The organism is Ruegeria marina, from assembly GCF_900101475.1.
Lineage (GTDB): Bacteria > Pseudomonadota > Alphaproteobacteria > Rhodobacterales > Rhodobacteraceae > Ruegeria_B > Ruegeria_B marina.
The window spans coordinates 201,710-221,443 of record NZ_FMZV01000003.1; the positions used below are offsets into that span (position 1 = coordinate 201,710).

The 19,734-nt window shown below is 64.7% G+C and carries 18 protein-coding genes; 6 read left to right on the forward strand and 12 right to left on the reverse strand.

Going from position 1 to position 19,734, the window contains the following annotated elements; genetic code table 11:
* Positions 1-274: 274 nt before the first annotated feature.
* The 7 genes from BLT75_RS05660 to BLT75_RS05690 all read right to left on the reverse strand — a co-directional run bounded on the left by BLT75_RS05660 (position 275) and on the right by BLT75_RS05690 (position 9,173).
* On the reverse strand, positions 275-2,725 hold the full coding sequence (locus tag BLT75_RS05660; RefSeq protein ID WP_093029067.1) for a GcvT family protein: 2,451 nt from the start codon (positions 2,723-2,725) through the stop codon (positions 275-277).
* An 87-nt stretch (positions 2,726-2,812) separates the two neighbouring features.
* Entirely contained in the window at positions 2,813-3,796 is a 984-nt protein-coding gene (locus BLT75_RS05665) for a GlxA family transcriptional regulator (protein ID WP_093028590.1), read from the reverse strand.
* 11 nt (positions 3,797-3,807) lie between these two features.
* The gene (locus tag BLT75_RS05670; protein WP_093028591.1) at positions 3,808-4,704 is read right to left on the reverse strand and encodes a homocysteine S-methyltransferase family protein; all 897 of its coding nucleotides are present in this window, start codon (positions 4,702-4,704) and stop codon (positions 3,808-3,810) included.
* On the reverse strand, positions 4,701-5,768 hold the full coding sequence (locus BLT75_RS05675; protein ID WP_093028593.1) for an alcohol dehydrogenase family protein: 1,068 nt from the start codon (positions 5,766-5,768) through the stop codon (positions 4,701-4,703). The genes BLT75_RS05670 and BLT75_RS05675 overlap by 4 nt, the downstream gene beginning before the upstream one ends.
* The gene (locus BLT75_RS05680) at positions 5,765-8,212 is read right to left on the reverse strand and encodes a GcvT family protein (RefSeq protein WP_093028595.1); all 2,448 of its coding nucleotides are present in this window, start codon (positions 8,210-8,212) and stop codon (positions 5,765-5,767) included. Before BLT75_RS05680 ends, BLT75_RS05675 begins: the two co-directional genes overlap by 4 nt.
* Positions 8,213-8,221: 9 nt before the next feature.
* Positions 8,222-8,593 (reverse strand): GFA family protein, encoded by a 372-nt coding sequence (locus BLT75_RS05685; protein WP_093028597.1) that lies wholly within the window; start codon positions 8,591-8,593, stop codon positions 8,222-8,224.
* Between the two features lie 10 nt (positions 8,594-8,603).
* On the reverse strand, positions 8,604-9,173 hold the full coding sequence (locus tag BLT75_RS05690) for a helix-turn-helix domain-containing protein (RefSeq protein WP_093028599.1): 570 nt from the start codon (positions 9,171-9,173) through the stop codon (positions 8,604-8,606).
* A 210-nt stretch (positions 9,174-9,383) separates the two neighbouring features.
* On the opposite strand from BLT75_RS05690, the gene BLT75_RS05695 reads away from it, so the two are divergent.
* A complete protein-coding gene (locus BLT75_RS05695; protein ID WP_093028601.1) occupies positions 9,384-9,656 on the forward strand; it encodes a DUF1294 domain-containing protein in 273 nt (90 codons plus the stop codon).
* Here the strand turns inward: BLT75_RS05695 and BLT75_RS05700 are convergent.
* Together BLT75_RS05700 and BLT75_RS05705 are read right to left on the reverse strand one after the other, a co-directional pair.
* Positions 9,609-10,085, reverse strand: a complete 477-nt coding sequence (locus BLT75_RS05700; RefSeq protein WP_093028603.1) for a GAF domain-containing protein — start codon at positions 10,083-10,085, stop codon at positions 9,609-9,611. The two genes, BLT75_RS05695 and BLT75_RS05700, sit on opposite strands and share 48 nt — an antisense overlap.
* A 90-nt stretch (positions 10,086-10,175) precedes the next feature.
* Positions 10,176-11,348, reverse strand: a complete 1,173-nt coding sequence (locus BLT75_RS05705) for an acetyl-CoA C-acyltransferase (RefSeq protein WP_093028605.1) — start codon at positions 11,346-11,348, stop codon at positions 10,176-10,178.
* A gap of 98 nt (positions 11,349-11,446) precedes the next feature.
* Between BLT75_RS05705 and BLT75_RS05710 the strand changes: the two genes are divergently transcribed.
* The 3 genes from BLT75_RS05710 to BLT75_RS05720 all read left to right on the forward strand — a co-directional run bounded on the left by BLT75_RS05710 (position 11,447) and on the right by BLT75_RS05720 (position 14,112).
* Positions 11,447-11,785, forward strand: coding sequence for an STAS domain-containing protein (locus BLT75_RS05710; RefSeq protein WP_093028607.1), 339 nt, complete (start codon positions 11,447-11,449; stop codon positions 11,783-11,785).
* A 21-nt stretch (positions 11,786-11,806) separates the two neighbouring features.
* Positions 11,807-12,250 carry an ATP-binding protein gene (locus BLT75_RS05715; protein WP_093028609.1) on the forward strand — a complete coding sequence of 148 codons (444 nt, stop codon included), beginning with the start codon at positions 11,807-11,809 and terminating at the stop codon, positions 12,248-12,250.
* Positions 12,251-12,534: 284 nt separating this feature from the next.
* Positions 12,535-14,112 (forward strand): gamma-glutamyltransferase family protein, encoded by a 1,578-nt coding sequence (locus BLT75_RS05720; RefSeq protein ID WP_093029069.1) that lies wholly within the window; start codon positions 12,535-12,537, stop codon positions 14,110-14,112.
* 28 nt (positions 14,113-14,140) lie between these two features.
* Here BLT75_RS05720 and hspQ read toward each other — a convergent pair whose 3' ends face one another.
* Positions 14,141-14,467: a heat shock protein HspQ gene (gene hspQ / locus BLT75_RS05725; RefSeq protein WP_093028611.1), complete on the reverse strand. Its 327-nt coding sequence runs from the start codon at positions 14,465-14,467 to the stop codon at positions 14,141-14,143.
* A gap of 84 nt (positions 14,468-14,551) precedes the next feature.
* On the opposite strand from hspQ, the gene BLT75_RS05730 reads away from it, so the two are divergent.
* Together BLT75_RS05730 and BLT75_RS05735 are read left to right on the forward strand one after the other, a co-directional pair.
* Complete coding sequence (locus BLT75_RS05730) at positions 14,552-15,433, forward strand: AEC family transporter (RefSeq protein WP_093028613.1); 882 nt, start codon at positions 14,552-14,554, stop codon at positions 15,431-15,433.
* A gap of 61 nt (positions 15,434-15,494) precedes the next feature.
* Complete coding sequence (locus BLT75_RS05735) at positions 15,495-16,082, forward strand: transglycosylase SLT domain-containing protein (RefSeq protein ID WP_093028615.1); 588 nt, start codon at positions 15,495-15,497, stop codon at positions 16,080-16,082.
* Positions 16,083-16,097: 15 nt separating this feature from the next.
* Here BLT75_RS05735 and BLT75_RS05740 read toward each other — a convergent pair whose 3' ends face one another.
* Positions 16,098-16,694 (reverse strand): LolA family protein, encoded by a 597-nt coding sequence (locus BLT75_RS05740; protein WP_093028617.1) that lies wholly within the window; start codon positions 16,692-16,694, stop codon positions 16,098-16,100.
* Positions 16,695-16,732: 38 nt separating this feature from the next.
* Positions 16,733-19,729 carry a DNA translocase FtsK gene (locus tag BLT75_RS05745; protein WP_093028619.1) on the reverse strand — a complete coding sequence of 999 codons (2,997 nt, stop codon included), beginning with the start codon at positions 19,727-19,729 and terminating at the stop codon, positions 16,733-16,735.
* Between the last annotated feature and the right edge of the window lie 5 nt (positions 19,730-19,734).

Consider the following 19,734-nt stretch of genomic DNA (forward strand, 5'->3'; position numbering starts at 1 on the left):
GAAGGCGGGAAAAGGAAAGCGACAAAACTGTGTGGCGGTCATCAATACCCGTGATGAGTCGCCGATCCCAGCAGTGGGCGGCGGTCGCCCTAAAGGCGGATTTGTACTGTGAATTGACCGTTTCGTACGTCGCTCGGACTCCGGATGTGCCGTTTTGTGCAGGAGGCGGGCCAGCGCCGGCCCGCCTCTTCATCTTTTCAAAAATACCTCCGCGCAGTCGCCGTCAGGCGACGGGGGCAGAGCCCCCTGCCTCCCTGTCCGTATGGTCGTCGGGTCAGACCTTCACCCGCTCGGACTTGGGGTCGTACATTGGGGCGAGCGCGGCCGCGGCGCGGACGCGGGTGCCCATCACGTCGATCTCGTAGGTCGAGGCCAGAACCTCGGCCGCGCTTTCGCCTTCGCAGGGAACATAGCCCATGCCGATGGCGCCGCCCAGGTGATGGCCATAGGCGCCCGAGCTGAGGTAGCCGACGATCTGGCCGTCGCGCAGCAGCGGCTCGTTGTGATAGAGCAGCGGCTCGGGGTCTGTCAGGCGGAACTGGACCATGCGGGTTTTCAGCCCCTCGTCTTTCTTCCGCAGCACTGCGTCGCGGCCGATGAAATCGGGTTTGTCGATCTTGACCGCAAAGCCCAGGCCCGCTTCCAGCACATGATCCTCGGGTGTAATGTCATGGCCGAAATGGCGGAACGCCTTTTCGATCCGGCAGCAATCCATCACATGCATGCCGCAGAGTTTCAGGCCCAGATCCTGGCCCGCCTCGAACAGGGTCTCGAAGGCGTGGCCCGCCATGTCGGAGGACACGTAGATTTCCCACCCCAACTCACCCACATAGGTCACGCGGTGGACACGGGCGAGACCCATGCCCAGTTCGATCTCTTGCGCGGTGCCAAAGGGGTTCACATCGTTCGAGAAGTCGTTCGGGCTGACCCGCGCCATCAGCTCGCGCGCCCTGGGGCCCATTACCGCAAGTACGCCCTCGCCCGCGGTCACGTCGGTGATCACCACGCGGAAGTCGCCCACAAGGCGCATCATCCGGGTCTGGTCGGCATGGCGGGTGGCGGCGGGGGTGACGACCAGATAGGCGGTCTCGCTCAGGCGGGTGACGGTGACGTCGGCCTCGATCCCGCCGCGCGCGTTCAGGAACTGGGTATAGACGATGCGGCCCACCGGCACGTCGAACTGGCCGCCCGCGATATGGTTGAGATAGGCGGTGGCGTCCGGCCCTTCGACGCGGATCTTGCCGAAGGAGGACATGTCATACATGCCCAGGCCGGTGCGGATCGCCTTGTGTTCCTCGGCCACGTTGTCGAAGAAGTTCTGCCGCCGCCAGCTGTAGCGGTATTCGCGTTCCTGATCCGGGCGCGCGTACCAGTTGGCGCGTTCCCAGCCTGCCAGTTCGCCGAACACGGCGCCTTGCGCCTTGAGGTGTTCGTGGAACGGGGTGCGGCGCACCCCGCGCGAGGTGGCTTTCTGACGGAAGGGGAAATGGTCGGCATAGAGCAGGCCCAGCGTCTCGGTCGAGCGTTCGACCAGATATCGCTTGTTGCCCTGAAACGGCTGCATGCGGGCAATGTCGACATCGCCCAGGTCAAAGGGTTTCTCGCCGCTGTCCATCCACTGGCTGAGCGCATGGCCCGCGCCGCCCGCCGACTGGATCCCGATCGAGTTGAACCCGGCGGCGACCCAGACGTTGTCCATCTCGGGCGCGAGGCCAAGGTGATAGGCGTCGTCGGGGGTAAAGCTTTCGGGCCCGTTGAAGAAAGTGTGGATGCCGGCGCTGCCCAGCATCGGCATGCGGTTCACGGCGGCCTCGAGGATGGGTTCGAAATGGTCGAAATCCTCGGGTAGCTGGTCGAATTCGAAACTGTCGGGGATGCCGTCCATGCCCCAGGGTTTCGATTTCGGCTCGAACGCGCCCAACATCATCTTGCCCGCGTCTTCCTTGTAATAGGCGCATTCGTCGGGGACGCGCAGAACCGGCATCTGGGTCAGGCCGGGGATTGGCTCGGACACGATGTAGAAATGTTCACAGGCTTGCAGCGGCACGTTGATGCCCGCCATGCGGCCGACCTGGTGGCCCCACATGCCCGCGCAGTTCACGATCATGTCGCAGGCGATATGGCCCTGTTCGGACCCGTCGTCGCTGATCCAGTCGACGCCGGTGACCCGGCGGCCCTGTCTGGCGATGCCGGTGACCTTGATCCGTTCCTTGACCACGGCGCCGCGCTGGCGCGCGCCCTTGGCCAGCGCCAGTGCGATATTGGCCGGGTCAGCCTGGCCATCGGTTGGCAGCCAGACACCGCCGGTGACACCATCGAGGTTGATATGCTGATAGCGCTCCTTGACTTCCGCCGGCGACAATTCCTCGACCGGGACGCCGAAGGCGCGGGCCATGGCGGCGTTGCGGTAGAGTTCCTCCAGCCGCTCGGCGGTGAGCGCAACCGAGACCGAACCCACCTGACGCATGCCGGTGGCAACGCCGGTCTCGGCCTCGAGCCCCATGTAAAGCTCGGCCGAGTAGCGGGCGAGCTTGGTCATGTTGGAACTGGCGCGCAGCTGGCCGATGAGGCCCGCGGCATGCCAGGTGGTGCCCGAGGTCAGTTGCTTGCGTTCGAGCAGAACGACGTCTTTCCAGCCGAGCTTGGTTAAGTGATAGGCGACCGAGCAGCCGACGACGCCGCCGCCGATGATGACCACGCGGGCCTGGATGGGAAGATCAGCCATGTATGTCTCCAGATCTTGGAATTTGCCCGAGAATGGCACGGGCGGGCGACAGGAAATCCATCAAAAACGTCACGGCATCGGCAAAAATCACCGCTGCGCGGCGGTTCGCTTCTGCCGTCTGAGGGCAAAGGGTGTGATGCCGTAGAAACTCTTGTAGACCGCCGAGAAGCCGTTGGGGAAACCGCAGGCCAGCCCGATCTCGCGGACGCTGAGCGTAGTGTGGAGAAGCAGGGTGTTGGCCTTGGCCAGCCGCATCTCGCGGTAGAAGTTGTTGGGCGTGGTGCCGAGGTATGTCTTGAACTTGCGCTCCAGCGAGCGGTTCGAGAGGCCCAGGGCGGCGACGATCTCGTTGATCGGCAGGGGGTCTTCGATATTGGCCTGCATGGTCTTGATGCACTGGTCGAGCGCATCGTCGCCGGTGGCGCTGGTCTTGAGGCCCGAGACGGGCTGCATCGAGCCGAAATCGCGGATGTGTTCGTGCAGCATGATGTCGGCCACGGTCATCTTGGCCGGTCCCGAGATATGCCGCCCGATCACCGAGAGCGCCACGTCGACGGTGGCCCCCATTCCGGCGCAGGTGATCACCGGACCCTGCTGGGTGGCGATCGAAAAGCGCGCGTCGAAGCGCGCGCCGCGTTCGCGCAGAAAGGCGGCGTTTTCCCAGTGGGTGGCCAGATCGGCGCTGCCGCGTTCGTTGATATAGCGGCTGGCGGCCTCGGCCAGCAGGAACACCTGTGCGCCGCGAAAGGTATAGTCCTGCACCACCCGGCCCAGTGACAGGTCGGGCTGGTCGGGGTCGGTATTGCCGATGACAAAGAGATAATCGGCCTGCGGCTGGCTCCGCACCCGCTCGGTCGCGACCACTGCGCCGCTACTGCTTTCGATCAGGCCGCCGCGCAGCGAGCGATAGGTAAAGGCAAAAGGCGGATTGGGACAGACCCGGTTGGCAATGCGCAGCACATCGACAAGGCCCGCCAGTTCGGTCAGCACGAAGCCGGGGGCGACGATCACGTCAAATTGCCAGGTCTTCTTGTCCGGGTTCACCAGACGCAGTTTGCGTTTGGCCGTCATGGCGGGGACCCTCAGACGATGGTGTGCCCGGCGGCACGAAGCCGCTGGGCCAGATGCGCGATGTGGTCGGGGCCGACCTCGCAGCAGCCGCCGACGATGGTGGCCCCCTGCCCGACCCAGCCCATGGCGAAATCGGCATAGGCCCAAGGCGTGAGGTCGACGCGGGCGGTGAGCGCCTCGACCGTGGGGCGGGTTCCAAGGAACGCTTCGGTGATGCGGGTGAAGCCGTTGGCATAGGCGCCGAAGGGCAGGCCGAAGCCCGCGATGATGTCGAGCGCGGCGGCCATGGCCTCGGGGCGGGAGCAGTTCACCAGCACCGCCTGGGGCTGGTATTGCGCAACGACGGCAGCCAATTCGCCCACCCCTTCGCCCGAGCGCAGGCGGGTGCCGTCGTCATCCATCACGGTGACCGAAAGCCAGACCGGCTTGGTGCCCAACGCCGCGCCCCTGAGCGCGCCTTCGGCCTGCGCGACCGAGGCGGCGGTTTCGATCAGGAACAGATCGACCCGGTCGTTCATCGCCCGCACGCTGTCGGCATAAAGCGCCTGGGCCTCGGAGGGTGGCGGGCAGATATCGGGGCGGTAGGAAGCGCCCAGCGGCCCCAGCGCGCCGGCGATGCGGCCCGATCCATGCGCGGTGCGCGCGGTTTCGGCCTGAGTCAGCGCGGTGTCGATCAGCGCCTCGAACCGGTCGCCGATCCCGGCCGGTTCCAGCCGGTCGCGCAGTACCGCATAGGTGTTGGTGGTGGCGATGGTGGCGCCCGCGTCGAAATAATCGCGATGCACGGCGCCGACATGGTCGGGCGTTTCGAGCATGACCGAGGTGGACCAGAGCGGCGTCGGGCGCTTGCCCGCGCGTTTGACCAGTTCCTGGCCGATGGAGCCATCAAGCAGGGTGATGTCGGTCATGGTTGCTCCTGTGAGGGGATGAGGACGATCTTGCCGGGCAGGCGTTTGGTCATGAATTCGGCCTGTGCCTCGGCGATCTGGTTGAGCGGATAGGTGGCGGAAACCAGCGGGCGGATGGAACCCTCGTTGATCAGGGCGATCAGGCGGGCAAATATCTCGCGCGGCTGGTAGGTGGCGCCGTGGAGGGTGATGTCGGGCAGGTAGATCTGGCGCAGGTCGGCACTGACCATCGGCCCTGCGATGGCGCCCGAGACGGCATAGTGGCCGCCGGGTTTCAGGGCGCGGATCAGATCGGGCCAGAGCGGGCCGCCGACCACGTCGATCACCCGGTCGAAGCGGGCGGGCGGAGGGGTTACGTCGCGGCCCAGGATGGCTGTCGCCCCGGCGGCGGTGACGGCATCGGCCTTGGCAGGCGCGGTCATCGCGGTGACGCGGGCGCCCAGATGCGTGGCCAGTTGCACAGCGGCCAGCCCCACCCCGCCCGAGGCCCCGGTGATCAGCACCGCGTCGCCCTGCGCCACGCCGCAGCGCGCCAGAAGGTTCCAGGCGGTGCCATAGGCGCAGGGCGTGGCGGCGATTTCCACGTCCGAGAGGGGCGAGGCGGTGACGTCGAAGAGGTCATTCGCCTCAAGGAGGCAGTATTCGGCAAAGGCGCCGTCCAGTTCCGAACCGAGCGCGATGAAGCCGAACGGGTTTTCCGGCGTCGGGCGCGGCAGGTTGATCTGGCAGGTCACGCGCTGGCCGGTGGTCCAGCCGGTCACGCCCGCGCCCAGTGCCACGATGCGACCGCAAAGGTCGCCGCCCTGGATGCGGGGGAAGTGCAGTGCCCCTGCCCAGCCGCCTGCCTCACCCGTCTCGCCGCTATCGGTGGCGCCGGTGACATCGGACGAATACCAGCCGATCCGCGTGTTGATGTCGGTGTTGTTGACCCCGGCAGCAAGCACTCGGACCAGCACCTGCCCCGGCCCGGGGGCCGGGACGGGAATGTCATCGCACCACTCCAGCGCCTCTGGCCCGCCGTGGCGGGTCAGATAAACGCCGGACATGGTGGCAGGGAGGATCATGCGCGCAGCCGTTCGTTTTCCGGATCCCAGAGCGGGGCGTCGGGCTGCACCACGGCGCGGCATTTCTCGCCGTAGATCTCGACCTCCAGTTCGGTGCCCGGCACCGCCAGATCGGCGCGCACCATGCCCAGCGCCACGCTGGCGTTGATGCGGTAACCCCAGGCGCCCGAGGTAGTTTCGCCCACGATCTGCCCGTCATGCCAGAGGCAGGACATGTAGGGCGCGTCGGCGTCGCCTGCCTCGACCAGCAGGGTGACGAAGCTTTTCTTCACGCCGCGCTGCTTTTCGGCCAAAATCGCGGCCTTGCCCGGGAAATCCTGCGGCTTGTCGAGCTTGACGAAGCGTTCAAGCCCGCCTTCGAGCATCGAATAGTCGGTCGACAGATCGCCCTTCCACGCGCGGTAGCCCTTTTCCATCCGCAGGGAGTTCAGCGCCCACATGCCGAAGGGTTTGGCCCCGGCGGCAAGGATCGCGTCGTAGATCGCGGGCATGTGCTCGTTGAGCGCGTGTACCTCCCAACCCAGTTCCCCGGCAAAGGAGACCCGGATCAGGAAGGCGGGTTGCCCGGCCACGGTGGCCGCCTGATGCGTCAGCCAGCCCTGCGAGAGGTCGGCATCGGACAGCGCGGCCAGGATCTCGCGCGATTTCGGCCCGGTGACGATCAGCGTGTCGCGGGTGGTGGTCACATCCTCGACCGTGACACCGGCGGGCATGGCCCCCAGCAGGATGTCGCGGTCGTGCCATTGCGCGGTGGCGGCGGTGATCATCACAAACTCGTCCTCGCCCAGGCGGATGCAGGACATCTCGGTCAGGATCCGGCCACGGCTTTCGGAGATGTAGACAAGGTTCATCCGCCCCACCTTGGGCAGGCCGCCGGTGATCAGGCCGCGCAGCGCCTCGGCCGCGCCTGCGCCCTTGACCAGGAAGCGCGAGAAACCGGGCAGGTCGAGCACGCCGCAATGGTCGCGCACGGCCTCGCATTCCTCCTTGATCCGCTGCTCCCATGGGCCCGAGCGGCCCCAGGTATGGGTGCTTTCCTCGGAGGTGTCATCGCCAGGTTGCGCGAACCAGTTGGCGCGTTCCCAGCCGTTATACACACCCATGACGCCGCCCAGTTCCTTGACCTTGGCATGGACCGGCGAGAGTTTCTTGTCGGAGGCTGCGGGCCAGCGGTGCCAGGGAAAGTGCATGGCATATTCGTTGCCATAGACCTCCATCCCCTTTTTCACGCAGTAGTCGTGATCGGTATAATCGGTATAGCGGCGCGGGTCGCAGGACCACATGTCCCATTCGGTCTGGTCATCGACGATCCATTCCGCCAGCACCTTGCCCGCGCCGCCACCCTGGGCGATGCCAAAGGTAAAGACGCAAGCCTCGAACGCATTTTTAACGCCGGGCATCGGGCCGATCAGCGGCAGCCCGTCGGGGGCATAGGGGATCGGGCCGTTGATGATCCGGCTGACACCTGCGGTGGCGGTCACCGGGACACGCTCCATCGCGTCGGCGACGATGTCCTCGATCCGGTCCAGATCGTCCGACCAGAGCTGGAAGCTGAAATCGTCCGGCATCGGATCCGTGTCGCTGTCCCAATGCGCACGGCAGTTGGGCTCATACGGGCCGATGTTGATGCCGTTCTTTTCCTGCCGCAGGTAGTACGACACATCGACGTCGCGCAAAAGCGGCAGTTTGCGGCCGTTCTGTTTCGACCAGGCCTCCAGCTCGGGGATCTGCTCGGTCAGCAGGTATTGGTGGCTCATCACCATCATCGGCACGGTGCGCCCGCCATAGGGCTTGAACCATTCGCCGACGCGCTGGGCATAGTAACCGGCGGCGTTCACCACGTAGTCACAGGCAATGTCGCCCTTTTCGGTATGCACGATCCAGCTGTTGTCGGGCTGCTGGGTGACGCCGGTCGCGGGGCAGAAGCGGATGATCTTTTGCCCCATGTCGCGGGCGCCCTTGGCCAGCGCCTGTGTCACCTGCGCCGGGTCGATATCGCCGTCATGCGGATCGAACAGCGCGCCGACGATGTCGTGAGTCTCGATGAACGGATAGTGGTCCTTGATCTCGTCCGGGGTAAGGATGCGGATATCCATGCCCTGATAGCGGCCCATGGCGGCGGCGCGTTCAAACTCCTGCATCCGCTCGCGTGTATGCGCCAGCCGGATCGAGCCGGTCTGGTGGTAGTTCATCGGATAATCGACCTCGGCGCCCAGACGGCTGTAAAGCTCGGTCGAATAGCGCTGCATGTTCATGATCGACCACGAGGTCGAAAAGGTCGGCACGTTGCCGGCGGCATGCCAGGTGGAGCCCGCGGTCAGCTCGTTCTTTTCCAGCAGAACGCAATCGGTCCAGCCCTTCTTGGCCAGGTGATAGAGCGAGGAAACCCCCACCACACCGCCGCCGATGATGACCACTCGGGCCTTGTTGGGAAAATCGGACATGTTCACTCCCTAGTCCTTTTGCGGCGCATCGTCCGCGATGTCGTAGTAGTCGCCCTTGTCGGCGACAAATATGTGCTTGGTCAGGCGCAGGCCGGTGGGGCCATTGACCGACCCCAGCGAAAAGCTGATCGTGTCTTCGTCATTGGCCTTCCAGAACAGGAAAGAACCGCAGCGCGCGCAGAAGCCGCGTTTGGCAATGTCGCTGGCGGCAAACCAGCTGACCAGGCCGGTGATGGTCAGTTCTGCCTCGGGCACATGGGCCGAGGACCAGATGCCGCCTGACTGGCGCCGGCACTGACCGCAATGGCACATCGAGGCGCCCTGGGGTTCGGCCGCCGTTGCAAAGCTGATATCGCCGCACAGGCAGGATCCGGTGATCATGATGTTCTCCTCAATAGACCGGCGGGGCGATCACCCAGACGGCCACGGCGGGTTCGTCATGGGGATTGGCCCATTGATAGGGTTCGTGGCGGATGCGGAAACTGTCACCCGGCCCAACCGAGAAGACGCGCCCGCCGATGGTCAGTTCCAGCCGCCCGGACAACATGTATCCCACCTCTTGCGTGGGGCGGTTGGCCGGGGTCTGCATCCGCGAATGCGGGGCAAAGGTGGAATGCACCATCTCGAAATCGTCGGTCAGATCCGGCGACAGCAATTCCTCGATCAACCCTTCCTCGCCTGACCCCATGGGTCGCCGTGCGCCGGCCCGCACCACGTATCCCTGTTCCTCGGCCGGGGCGGCAGCATGGGCAAACAGCATCGACATCGGGACGCCCAGAACCCCCGCGATCTGGCGCAGATCCGAGATCGAGGGCTCGGAGAGATCACGCTCGACCTGGCTGAGCCAGCCGACCGACCGCCCCAGCCTTGCCGCAATATCGCTCAGCGTCAGCCCGCGCGCCTTGCGCAGGGCGCGCAGATCCGCGCCGAGTGTCGCGCTGGCTGGAGACTGGCTGTTCAACGCGCCCCTCGCTTGTGAAAAATCTCTCTCGAATTTCATTCATGCAGCGACTCTCATGAAAATTTCAAGTTAAATTTCACCCCCATTTACGGGCGCTTCATCTTTTCCAAATATTCTGGAGTGAATTGCCCGCAGGCCAAGAGAGGCAAAGACCCTTTTTCGGTCGCCGCTTCTTGCGCCCCTGATCCACCAACCGCTAAGACCCGGAAGATGTGGAACGCGGTGATCTATCTCTGGGCAATCAACGGGTTGATGGTGGCGCTGTTCGCCTGGGACAGGCTGGCCACGCGGTGGAACCGCGTGCGCGTCCCCGAGCACCTGCTTTTATGGCTGGCCGCGCTGGGCGCCAGTCCGGCGGCCTTCCTGTCGCGCTGGCTGTTCCGGCACAAGACGGGGAACCGGCCCTTTGGCCGCTGGCTCTGGTCGGTCGCGCTGTTACAGCTGACCGCCGGGCTCGTCGTCGCGGGCAAAGACCTGTTCTAAGATGGCGCCCAGCGCCTCGGCATCTCCGGTCGTAAAAGCATCCGGCAGGTCGCTGTCGATGTCGAACACCGCGATCAGCGCACCGGTCCCGTCAAACACCGGCAACACCAGTTCCGATCGGGTCGAGGAGGCGCAGGCGATATGGCCGGGGAAGGCGTCCACATCCGGGACCAGCTGCACCTGGCCGGTACGGGCCGCCGCGCCGCAGACGCCCTTGTCGAAAGGGATGCGCAGGCAGCCGTGCCCGCCCTGATAGGGACCGATCTTGAGCACGCCCGGTTCGGTCACCCGGTAGAAGCCGGTCCAATCGAACCGGTCGTCGGCGTGGTGCACCTCGCAGGTGACCGTCGCCATCAGCGCCACGGGATCGGTTTCGCCCTCGGTCAGGGCGGCGATGGTCTTGGCAAGAGTTGCGTAATCTGCGGGCACTGCCGGTCTCCGGGTCGGGGCACAAGGGGGCGCTGCCCCCTCTTGGCCTGCGGCCAATTCCCCCCGGAGTATTTCCGAAAAGACGAAAGGTCAAACCCGTTCGATGGCGATTGCGGTGCCTTCGCCGCCGCCGATGCAGATCGCCGCGACGCCGCGTTTCAGCCCGCGCTTTTCCAGCGCGTTGAGCAGAGTCACCATGATCCGCGCGCCCGAGGCGCCGATCGGGTGGCCCAGCGCGCAGGCGCCGCCGTTGACGTTCACCTTGTCACGAGGGATGCCCATTTCATGCATGAAGGCCATCGGCACCACGGCAAAAGCCTCGTTCACTTCCCACAGGTCCACGTCATCGACGCTCCATCCGATATTGGCGAGCAGCTTCTTGGCAGCCGGAACAGGGGCGGTGGTGAACCAGCCCGGTGCCTGGGCATGGCTGGCATGGCCGAGGATGCGGGCGCGCACGGTCAGGCCCTGAGCGGCGGCAGCCTCGGCCGAGGCCAGCACCAGTGCCGCGGCACCATCCGAAATGGACGAGGCATTGGCCGCGGTCACGGTGCCGTCCTTGCGGAAGGCGGGCTTCAGCGTCGGGATCTTGTCGGGCCGGGCGCTTTTGGGCTGTTCATCCGCATCGGTCACCACCTCGCCCTTGCGGCTTCTGACGGTGACGGGCGCTATCTCTCCATCGAAGGCGCCCGACGCTTGGGCATCGAGCGCGTTTTGCAGCGAGCGCAGTGCATATTCGTCCTGCGCCTCACGGGTGAACTGGTAATGCTCGGCGCAATCCTCGGCAAAAGTACCCATCAGGCGGCCCTTGTCATAGGCGTCCTCGAGCCCGTCGAGGAACATGTGGTCGATCACCTGGCCATGGCCGATGCGGGCGCCGCCGCGCATCTTGGGCAAGAGGTAGGGGGCATTCGTCATGCTCTCCATCCCGCCGGCGATCATGGTGTCAGCGTGACCCAGCGCGATCTGGTCAAAGGCGATCATCGCCGCCTTCATGCCGGAACCGCACATCTTGTTGAGCGTCGTGGCGGGCACCTCCTCGCCAAGGCCGGCGGCGAACCCCGCCTGGCGCGCGGGTGCCTGGCCCTGGCCCGCCGGGAGGACGCAGCCCATCAGAACCTCGTCCACGGTGGCCGCGCCGGCCCCTTGGAGCGCCGCGCGGATGGCCGCGCCGCCCAGTTCGGCGGCGGTGACACCGTCATACATGCCCTGGAACCCGCCCATCGGCGTACGTGCCGCACCGGCGATGACTACGTCCTTCATTCTGTCCTCCTGCACAAAGCCCAGTGTCTGAATACCGAATGGTAAGAATTGCCGTCTACCCTTGTGCGGCGAAAAGTAGCCACCCGAGGAGCCGGTGAATGAGTCTCACCAGTAGCGTGGCCGGGAACACCCGGGTCATTGCCGTGAATGTAGAACGGATAGATGCGGCGATGGCAATCCAGTTCAAGGAGGACATGCGCAGCAGGACCGAAGGCGGTCCGGAACGGGTCGTGCTGGATCTTTCCCGCGTCGAATTCATCGATTCCAGCGGCTTGGGGGCGATCGTTGCCTCGATGAAGCAGATGGGGGGTGGCCGACGTCTGGACCTCGCCGGGCTGACGCCAATGGTCGACAAGGTGTTTCGGCTGACCCGAATGGATACCGTGTTCAACCTGTTTGCGACGCTCGACGAAGCCCTTTCGGCATCCAGTGAATAAGTATTCCAGAGGAGTGCCAATGTGAACGGCGACGCGAATCGGCAGGATTTCGTTGTGAGATTTCGCGCGACTGAACTCGAAGCGCGCGAAGGCATCTGTTCGGTGGCCGAACGGCTGATCAGGCAGGGGCTGGCGGCGGAGCGAACCGGCGATGTGGAAATCGCCCTGGCCGAAGCCATCAACAACGTCGTCGAACACGCCTACAGCGGGATAGAGCCGGGCCAGATTCAGGTCTGTTGCCGGTTGCTTGCTGACAATCTGGAGATTCGCATTCACGATCGTGGCAAGCCGATGCCTGACGGAAACCTGCCGTCCGGCGATCCGATTGTTCCGGCAGATCTGCCGGAGGGCGGTTTTGGATGGTTCCTGATCCGGCAACTGGTCAACGAAATAGAGTACCAGCGCCTCGGGCAAGGCAATCTGCTGTCACTTCGCTTCGATCTGCCGAGCAGGCCGAAGGCCTGAACACCTTGCGAAATGCCTTTATCTTGACACAATTGGCCCGAATTCACGCCGCAATGGACCGTCAAAACGAAGATGTAGCTGCATATGGCTTCCCTCGACGTTGCGCGTTACAGCCCCCACCCAGTGCGCAACGTCGAGGACTATATGCAATGATAGCATCCGTCGGTGCGCCGGTTTCCCCGTATCATTCTAGCCTGATCCGCCGCAGGGATCTTTCCTTGAGAGCGGATTGCACTCCGCTGCGCCCAGACTAAAGTCGGCGGGACTTGAAGGAGACCAATCCCATGCGCGACTTTCACCTGCCGGGCCGATCGCCGGTTTTTGCATCCAACGGGATGTGCGCCACCTCGCATCCGCTGGCGGCGCAGACCGCCATAGAAATCTTGCGACGCGGCGGCAACGCAATGGATGCGGCGATTGCGGGCGCGGTGCTGCTGGGCATCTGCGAACCGCAGATGACCGGAATCGGCGGCGACTGTTTCGTGCTCTACAACCGGGCCGGGGAAAACCGGATACGGGCGCTGAACGGGTCGGGGCGGGCGCCGGCGGCGGCCAGTGCCGCCGACCTGCGGGCGCGGGGCCTGGACACGGTGCCGCTGAACGGACCCGAAGCGGTTACCGTGCCGGGCGCGATCGACGCGTTTTGCCACCTGTGTGCGACCGAGGGGCGCATCGGGCTTGATTCGGTGCTGGAACCCGCGATCCGCTATGCCGAGACCGGTGTTCCGGTCGCCCCGCGGGTGGCGGCGGACTGGGTCAGCGATGCCGAAGTGTTGCAGGGCGCGGCGCGGCGCTGGTTCCTGCCCGGTGGTACCGTCCCGAAACCCGGCCAGATGTTTGCAGCGCCGGGACAGGCCGAGGTATTGCGCCGCATCGCCCGCGACGGGCGCGAAGCGTTCTACACCGGCGAAGTGGCCGAGGACATGGTCGCCGCCCTGAAAAAACTGGGCGGCGTGCATACGGTCGAGGATTTCGCCGCCACTGCCTGTACGCCGACCGAGCCGGTGGCTGGACGCTATGCCGGAGTGGACCTGGTCGAGCATCCGCCGAATGGCCAGGGCGCGACGGCGATCCTGATACTCAACATCCTGTCGCATTTCGACATCGCCGCGATGGATCCGCTTGGGGCCGAGCGCATTCACATCGAAGCCGAGGCCGCCAAGCTCGCCTATGACGCCCGCAACCGGTTCATCGCCGACCCGGACCACACCATGCGGCTGGATCATATGCTGGCCCCGGAAACGGCGGCGCGGCTGGCGGCGCTGATCGATCCCGGACGCGCCATGGCGGCGGCCGCGCCGTTGACCGAGGCGGTGCACAAGGACACGATCTATATCACCGTGGTCGACCGCGACCGGATGGCGGTATCTCTGATCTATTCGATCTATCACGGGTTCGGCTCGGGCATCGCCTCCGAGAAATTCGGCATCCTGCTGCAGAACCGCGGCGCGGGATTCACGCTGAGGGACGGGCATCCGAACGAGATGGCTGGCGGTAAACGGCCGATGCACACGATCATACCGGGCGTGCTGTGCCGCGACGGCCGGGTCGAGATGCCCTTTGGTGTGATGGGCGGGGCCTATCAGCCGACCGGACATGCTCGGTTCACCTCGAACCTGGTGGATTTCGGGATGGACCCGCAGGCCGCCATCAACATGCCGCGCGCCTTTGCAGACGCGGGCGAGTTGAAGATCGAACGCGGCTATTCGGACGCGGTACGGCAGGCGCTGTCCGAAATGGGGCACAAGGTCGTCATTCCGGAAAAGCCGCTGGGCGGTGCTCAGGCGATCAGGATCGGCCTGGATGGCGTACTGACGGCCGGCAGCGACCCGCGCAAGGACGGCTGCGCGCTGGGATATTGAAACGATCCTGCCCGCCTGGCGGGCAGGATCAGTTCAGTTGGAAATGCAGCGGATAGGACCCATCCTGGAACGGCCCGAACATCTCGGGAATGTCGGGATGGTCCACCGGCTCACCGGAGTAGTCCACGACGAGGTTCTGTTCGGAAACATAGGCCACATAGTAGCTCTGATCGTTTTCCGCGAGCAGATGGTAGAAGGGTTGATTCTTCAGCGGCCGGCTATCCTCCGGGATAGCCTGGTACCACTCCTCGGTGTTGGCAAATTCCGGGTCGACATCGAAAATTACCCCGCGAAACGGGTGTTTCCGGTGGCGTACCACTTGCCCCAAATGATATTTGGCGTGCGTTTTCAACATTGTCTTTCAGCCCCTGAACATTGCTTGTACCGCTAATCACCCGTCCATGTCCAACAATTGATCGAAAATTAAGGGAAACAGTCTGTGAACCTTGCCTTGACAGTGCTCGAGATCGTCGCGCCGGTCTTTCTTCTGGCGGCCTTCGGTTTCGGCTGGGTCCGAATGGGGCTCGAATACCGGACCCAGTTCGTGACCCGGCTGGCGACGACGCTTGCGGTGCCCTGCCTGATCTTTACCGCCCTGATGCAGACCGAGATCCCCGGCAGCGATCTTGTTCGCTTTACAGCGGCTGTGATCGGAGCAGTTCTGGTGTTGTCGATGACCGTCGAACTGGGCATTCGTGCCCTGAGCCTTGACCGGCGCACCTTCCTGCCGCCGCTGGTGTTCGGCAACACCGGCAACCTGGGCCTGCCGCTGTGCATCTTCGCCTTTGGCGAAACCGGGCTGAGCTATGCCATCGTGTTCTTCTCGATTTCGGCGCTGTGGTCGTTTTCCTATGGCATCCACGCCGTCGCCGGTCGCGGATCGCTGGCCAAGGTGGCGCGCGAACCGATGGTCTGGTCGACGCTGCTTGGCTCTTTGTTCCTGTGGCAGGGCTGGCAGACACCCCGGTTCCTGACCAACGCGCTGGAACTGATCGGTCAGATGGCGGTACCGCTGATGCTGATCACGCTGGGCGTGGCGATCGCGCGTATGACAACGCACGATGTTTCCCGGGCGGTGGTCCTTTCGCTGGTCAAACTGGCTGTCTGTTTCGCCCTGGGTTGGACGGTGGCTACGGGTTTTGGGCTGACGGGTACAGCCTTCGGCGTGCTGGTGGTACAGATGTGTACGCCGGTGGCGGTTGCCTCCTATGTGCTCGCCGAACGTTTCGAGGCAGATGCCGACACGGTGGCCGGCATGGTCATGGTCTCGACCCTGATTTCCGTTGCCTCCCTGCCGGCGGTGCTGGCGCTGGTGCTCTAGCGAATGTGATTCCATAGCGCGGCCGGATGCGTTAAACTGCCCCAAAAAAGGCAAGAGGCAGATGAGCAGATCTCTGTTTACACTGGCGGCGGTGCTGGTGCTTGGCTCGTGTGGCGGCGGGTCCAAGGCGCCGCCCAGCAACCTGGACGATGCGTGCAGCATTGCGGCGCAGCGCCCGGAATACATCAAGGCATTCAAGCAGACCGAACGCAAATGGGGCGTTCCGGTGAATGTCCAGATGGCCACCATCTACTATGAAAGCCGGTATCGCGGTGATGCCCGAACACCGCATCAGTTCGTTCTGGGGGTGATTCCGATCGGACGGCAGAGCAGCGCGTTCGGCTACAGCCAGGCCCTGGACGGGACATGGGACCAGTACCGCAAGGAAACCGGGCGGCGCGGCGCGAAACGCGACCGGATCAAGGACGCCTCGGATTTCATCGGCTGGTACATGAACAAGACGCGCGAGAAGAACGGCATCGCGCTGACCGATGCGCGCAACCAGTACCTGGCCTATCACGAGGGCCACGCCGGTTATGCGCGCGGGTCGCACAATGCCAAGTCGTGGCTGCTGCGTGTCTCGGACCAGGTGGCTGCGCGGGCCCACATGTATGGCGGCCAGCTGGCCAGCTGCCGCAAGTTCCGATAGCGAACCGGCTGGCGGTCAGCGGCTGGCAGAGACGCCGGGCTGACCGTCGATGAACAGGTTCTCGTTCAGGCTGTTGCCCTTGGTCAGCGGGCCGAGGATCACCGTGGTGCGCGATCCGGCGCTGTCATGGATTACCCATTTGCGAAGCTCGACCGGCGCCTCGGTGAACATCAGTTCGATCCGGCCGTAATCGGGGTTCTCCGGATCCTGCGCGGTGACAACGGTGGCGGTGCCGTCAAAGGCATGGCCCACGACCATGTTGGCGCGGCCCAGATCGACGGTGCGGGCCAGCACGATCGAGAGCGGCGTGCGGTTCAGCGGGTATTGTTCCGGCGGCTGATTCGACTTGGGATCGTGGATGATCACGGTGCCACCCTTGGCCAGAACCACCGAACTGTCGGGCGGATCGTATTCGAACCGCATCCGGCCGGGCCGTTGCAGCCAGAGCTTGCCGGTGCTGAGCGAACCGTCGTCGTTGATCTGGGTAAAGGTGGTCTGAACGGTGTTCAGGCCGTTCAGGTAATCCGATATCTCGGCCAGCGGCAGCTTTTCAGCGGCCCAGGCGGCGGGAGCGCCGACAAGCAGCGCCAGGATGAATGCGATCCGTTTCATGTCACACCAGATAGGCATTCGCGCGGCCCTGCGGAAGATCAGCTCTGTTCCGGCACCAGGATTTCGCGTTTACCGACATGATTGGCCTGTGAAACAACGCCTTCGTCCTCCATCTGCTCGACCAGGCGGGCGGCCTTGTTGTAGCCGATGGCAAGTTTCCGCTGGATGTAGGAGGTCGAACATTTGCGGTCCTTGATCACGATGGCCACGGCCGCGTCATAAAGCGCGTCCTCACCATCGGTATTGCCGCCGGTGTTCAACCCCAGCACCGCATCGATATTGTCGGCCTTGTCGTCGTCCGGGCCTTCGACCACGCCGCCAACATAATCGGGCGGGCCGAACTGCTTGAGGTGGTTGACGATCTCCTCGACCTCTTCATCGCTGACAAAGGGGCCGTGGCAGCGGGTGATCTTGGCGCCGCCCGCCATGTAGAGCATGTCGCCCTGCCCCAGCAGCTGTTCGGCGCCCATTTCACCGAGAATGGTGCGGCTGTCGATCTTGGACGTGACCTGGAAGGAAATCCGGGTCGGGAAGTTGGCCTTGATCGTGCCGGTGATGACATCGACCGAGGGACGTTGCGTCGCCATGATCAGGTGGATGCCAGAGGCGCGCGCCATCTGGGCAAGGCGCTGGATGCAGGCCTCGATCTCCTTGCCCGCGACCATCATCAGGTCGGCCATCTCGTCGACGATGACAACGATATAGGGCAGCGGAATGGGCTGGAATTCCTCGGTCTCGAACACCGGTTCGCCGGTTTCATCGTCAAAGCCGGTCTGCACCGTGCGGCTGAACATCTCGCCCTTGGCCAGCGCCTCGCGGACGCGGCCGTTGAAGCCCTCGATGTTGCGCACGCCCATCTTGGACATCTTGCGATAGCGGTCCTCCATCTCGCCCACCACCCATTTGAGCGCGACCACGGCCTTTTTCGGGTCGGTCACCACGGGGCTGAGAAGGTGCGGGATGCCGTCATAGACGGAAAGCTCCAGCATCTTGGGGTCGATCATGATCAGCCGGCATTCGGCGGGTGTCAGCTTGTAGAGCAGGCTGAGAATCATGGTGTTGATCGCCACCGATTTCCCCGAACCGGTGGTGCCCGCGATCAGCAGGTGGGGCATCTTGGCAAGGTTGGCCACGACCGAGTCGCCGCCGATATCCTTGCCCAGCGCCAGCGGCAGGCTCATGTTGCTGTCGCCGAAATCACGCGAGGCGAGGATTTCGCGCAGCACCACCTTTTCACGGTGTTCATTGGGCAGTTCGATGCCGATGACCGAGCGGCCCGGCACGGTCGAGACCCGCGCCGACAGCGCCGACATCGAGCGCGCGATATCGTCGGCGAGGCCGATCACGCGCGACGCCTTGAGGCCCGGCGCCGGTTCCAGCTCGTACATGGTGACAACGGGGCCGGGGCGGACCGAGACGATCTCGCCCTTCACACCGTAGTCATCCAGAACGTTTTCCAGCATGCGCGCGTTTTCCTCGAGCGCCTCGTCGCTGAGGTGGTGGCGCTGGATGGCGGTGGGATTCATCAGCAGGTTTAGCGGCGGCAGTTCGAAGGCGGCGGCGTGGTCGTCGAAGGCCAGCGCCGGCTGCGCTTCGGCCTGGGCGCGGCGCGAGGGCGCGAAGCTGCGGCGCAACGGCTGTTCGACCACCGCCTTGCGCGGCTGCGCCGCCGGAATGTTGGCCATCGGCTGCGGCGCTGCGGCCCGCACCGGAGGGGCCACTTGCGGCAGCGGTTCGACCGGAACACTGTCTGCGGTGTCCAGGGTGTCGAAGGGTTCGGTCACATCGTCCTCGACCCATTCGTGCATCAGCGCCGGTTCGACATACTCTGGCTGCGGTACGGCAGCAGCGGCGGTTTCGGCGCGCGCCTGCGGCGCGGCTGCTTGCCGGACGGCCAGAGACGCAGCCGGCTGCGCCGCGCGGGCGGTCACCGGCGGCTCGGCGGGCAGGTCGCCATGGCGGCGGGTATCGAGCACCAGCGGGTCCGGGCCGCGGCCACGTCCCTTGGTCAGCGGGCGGGCCGGATCGGGGGCGGGGGCGACAACGCCTGTCGCCTCCTTGCGGCTGCGGACGGCGGCGGCGATCTTGGACTGGATGCGGTCGGCGCCGGGCATGGTGTCGTATCCCTTGACCGGGACGGGTTCCACCAACTCGGGTTGCGGCATCGGTTCAGGCCGACGGATCAGTGCCGGCATCCGTGCCAGCAGCGAAGGCTTCTGCAGAGCGGCAGGATGTTGCAGCGGCAGATCCTCGATCAATTCTTCTTCGGTGATGGCCTGTTGGGCACGCCAGGCGGCCTCCCGTGCGGCAACACGCGCGGCCTCGCGGCGCTCGGCGCGCTGTTCCTTGTGGCTGCGCATGGCGGTCAGAGAAGCCGAGGCGCCGCGCCCCAGCAACGTCATCAGACCGCCATACAAAAGAATGACACCGACCATGACATGACGGCTGGCGCGCTTGACTTCGGGCCAGGTGAAACCCAGAACGAAAACGCCCAGCGACAACATGGCCGCGGCCATGGCAAGCGAGGTCAGCTTGACCATCAGGTGCGAGCCGACAGGGACGAGCGTCAGCACCGCGCCCATCACCGTGTCGCCGAACAGCCCGCCCAGTCCGAATGAGTGGGTGGCGCGCCATTCCGGACCCGGAACCAGGGTTGCGGCATAGATCGACACGACGGCGATCCAGATCGGCATGAAGATCAGGCGGGCGACGGCACGGTCCTCGCCCACATGCACGGCAAAACGCAATCCCCAGGAGATCAGCACCAGCGGCAGGCCCCAGCTGCCCCAGCCGACGATCATGAACAGCGGCGCGGCGATCGAGGCGCCGATGCGGCCGGTCCAGTTCTGCACCGGTGCGTCGGTCGAGACCATCCAGTTCGGATCGTCCGGCGTGTAGGAGCCGACCATGGCAGCAGCGACCAGACCCAGAACGATCAACGCGAGGCCTAGCAACTCCTTGCCGCGCCGCTCGATCGCGGCTTGCAGGTTGCTGTCCAGAAGCGGATCCCGACTGCGTGCGTTGTATGATGCCATGCTAC

Bases quoted from the DNA above. Each gene is read 5' to 3' on its own strand.
- BLT75_RS05740 (WP_093028617.1), bottom strand. From the start codon at position 16,694: ATGAAACGGATCGCATTCATCCTGGCGCTGCTTGTCGGCGCTCCCGCC.
- BLT75_RS05705 (WP_093028605.1), bottom strand. From the start codon at position 11,348: ATGAAGGACGTAGTCATCGCCGGTGCGGCACGTACGCCGATGGGCGGG.
- BLT75_RS05735 (WP_093028615.1), top strand. From the start codon at position 15,495: ATGAGCAGATCTCTGTTTACACTGGCGGCGGTGCTGGTGCTTGGCTCG.
- BLT75_RS05680 (WP_093028595.1), bottom strand. From the start codon at position 8,212: ATGTCCGATTTTCCCAACAAGGCCCGAGTGGTCATCATCGGCGGCGGT.
- BLT75_RS05685 (WP_093028597.1), bottom strand. From the start codon at position 8,593: ATGATCACCGGATCCTGCCTGTGCGGCGATATCAGCTTTGCAACGGCG.
- BLT75_RS05670 (WP_093028591.1), bottom strand. From the start codon at position 4,704: ATGACCGACATCACCCTGCTTGATGGCTCCATCGGCCAGGAACTGGTC.
- hspQ (WP_093028611.1), bottom strand. From the start codon at position 14,467: ATGTTGAAAACGCACGCCAAATATCATTTGGGGCAAGTGGTACGCCAC.
- BLT75_RS05675 (WP_093028593.1), bottom strand. From the start codon at position 5,768: ATGATCCTCCCTGCCACCATGTCCGGCGTTTATCTGACCCGCCACGGC.
- BLT75_RS05665 (WP_093028590.1), bottom strand. From the start codon at position 3,796: ATGACGGCCAAACGCAAACTGCGTCTGGTGAACCCGGACAAGAAGACC.
- BLT75_RS05695 (WP_093028601.1), top strand. From the start codon at position 9,384: ATGTGGAACGCGGTGATCTATCTCTGGGCAATCAACGGGTTGATGGTG.
- BLT75_RS05660 (WP_093029067.1), bottom strand. From the start codon at position 2,725: ATGGCTGATCTTCCCATCCAGGCCCGCGTGGTCATCATCGGCGGCGGC.
- BLT75_RS05710 (WP_093028607.1), top strand. From the start codon at position 11,447: ATGAGTCTCACCAGTAGCGTGGCCGGGAACACCCGGGTCATTGCCGTG.
- BLT75_RS05720 (WP_093029069.1), top strand. From the start codon at position 12,535: ATGCGCGACTTTCACCTGCCGGGCCGATCGCCGGTTTTTGCATCCAAC.
- BLT75_RS05745 (WP_093028619.1), bottom strand. From the start codon at position 19,729: ATGGCATCATACAACGCACGCAGTCGGGATCCGCTTCTGGACAGCAAC.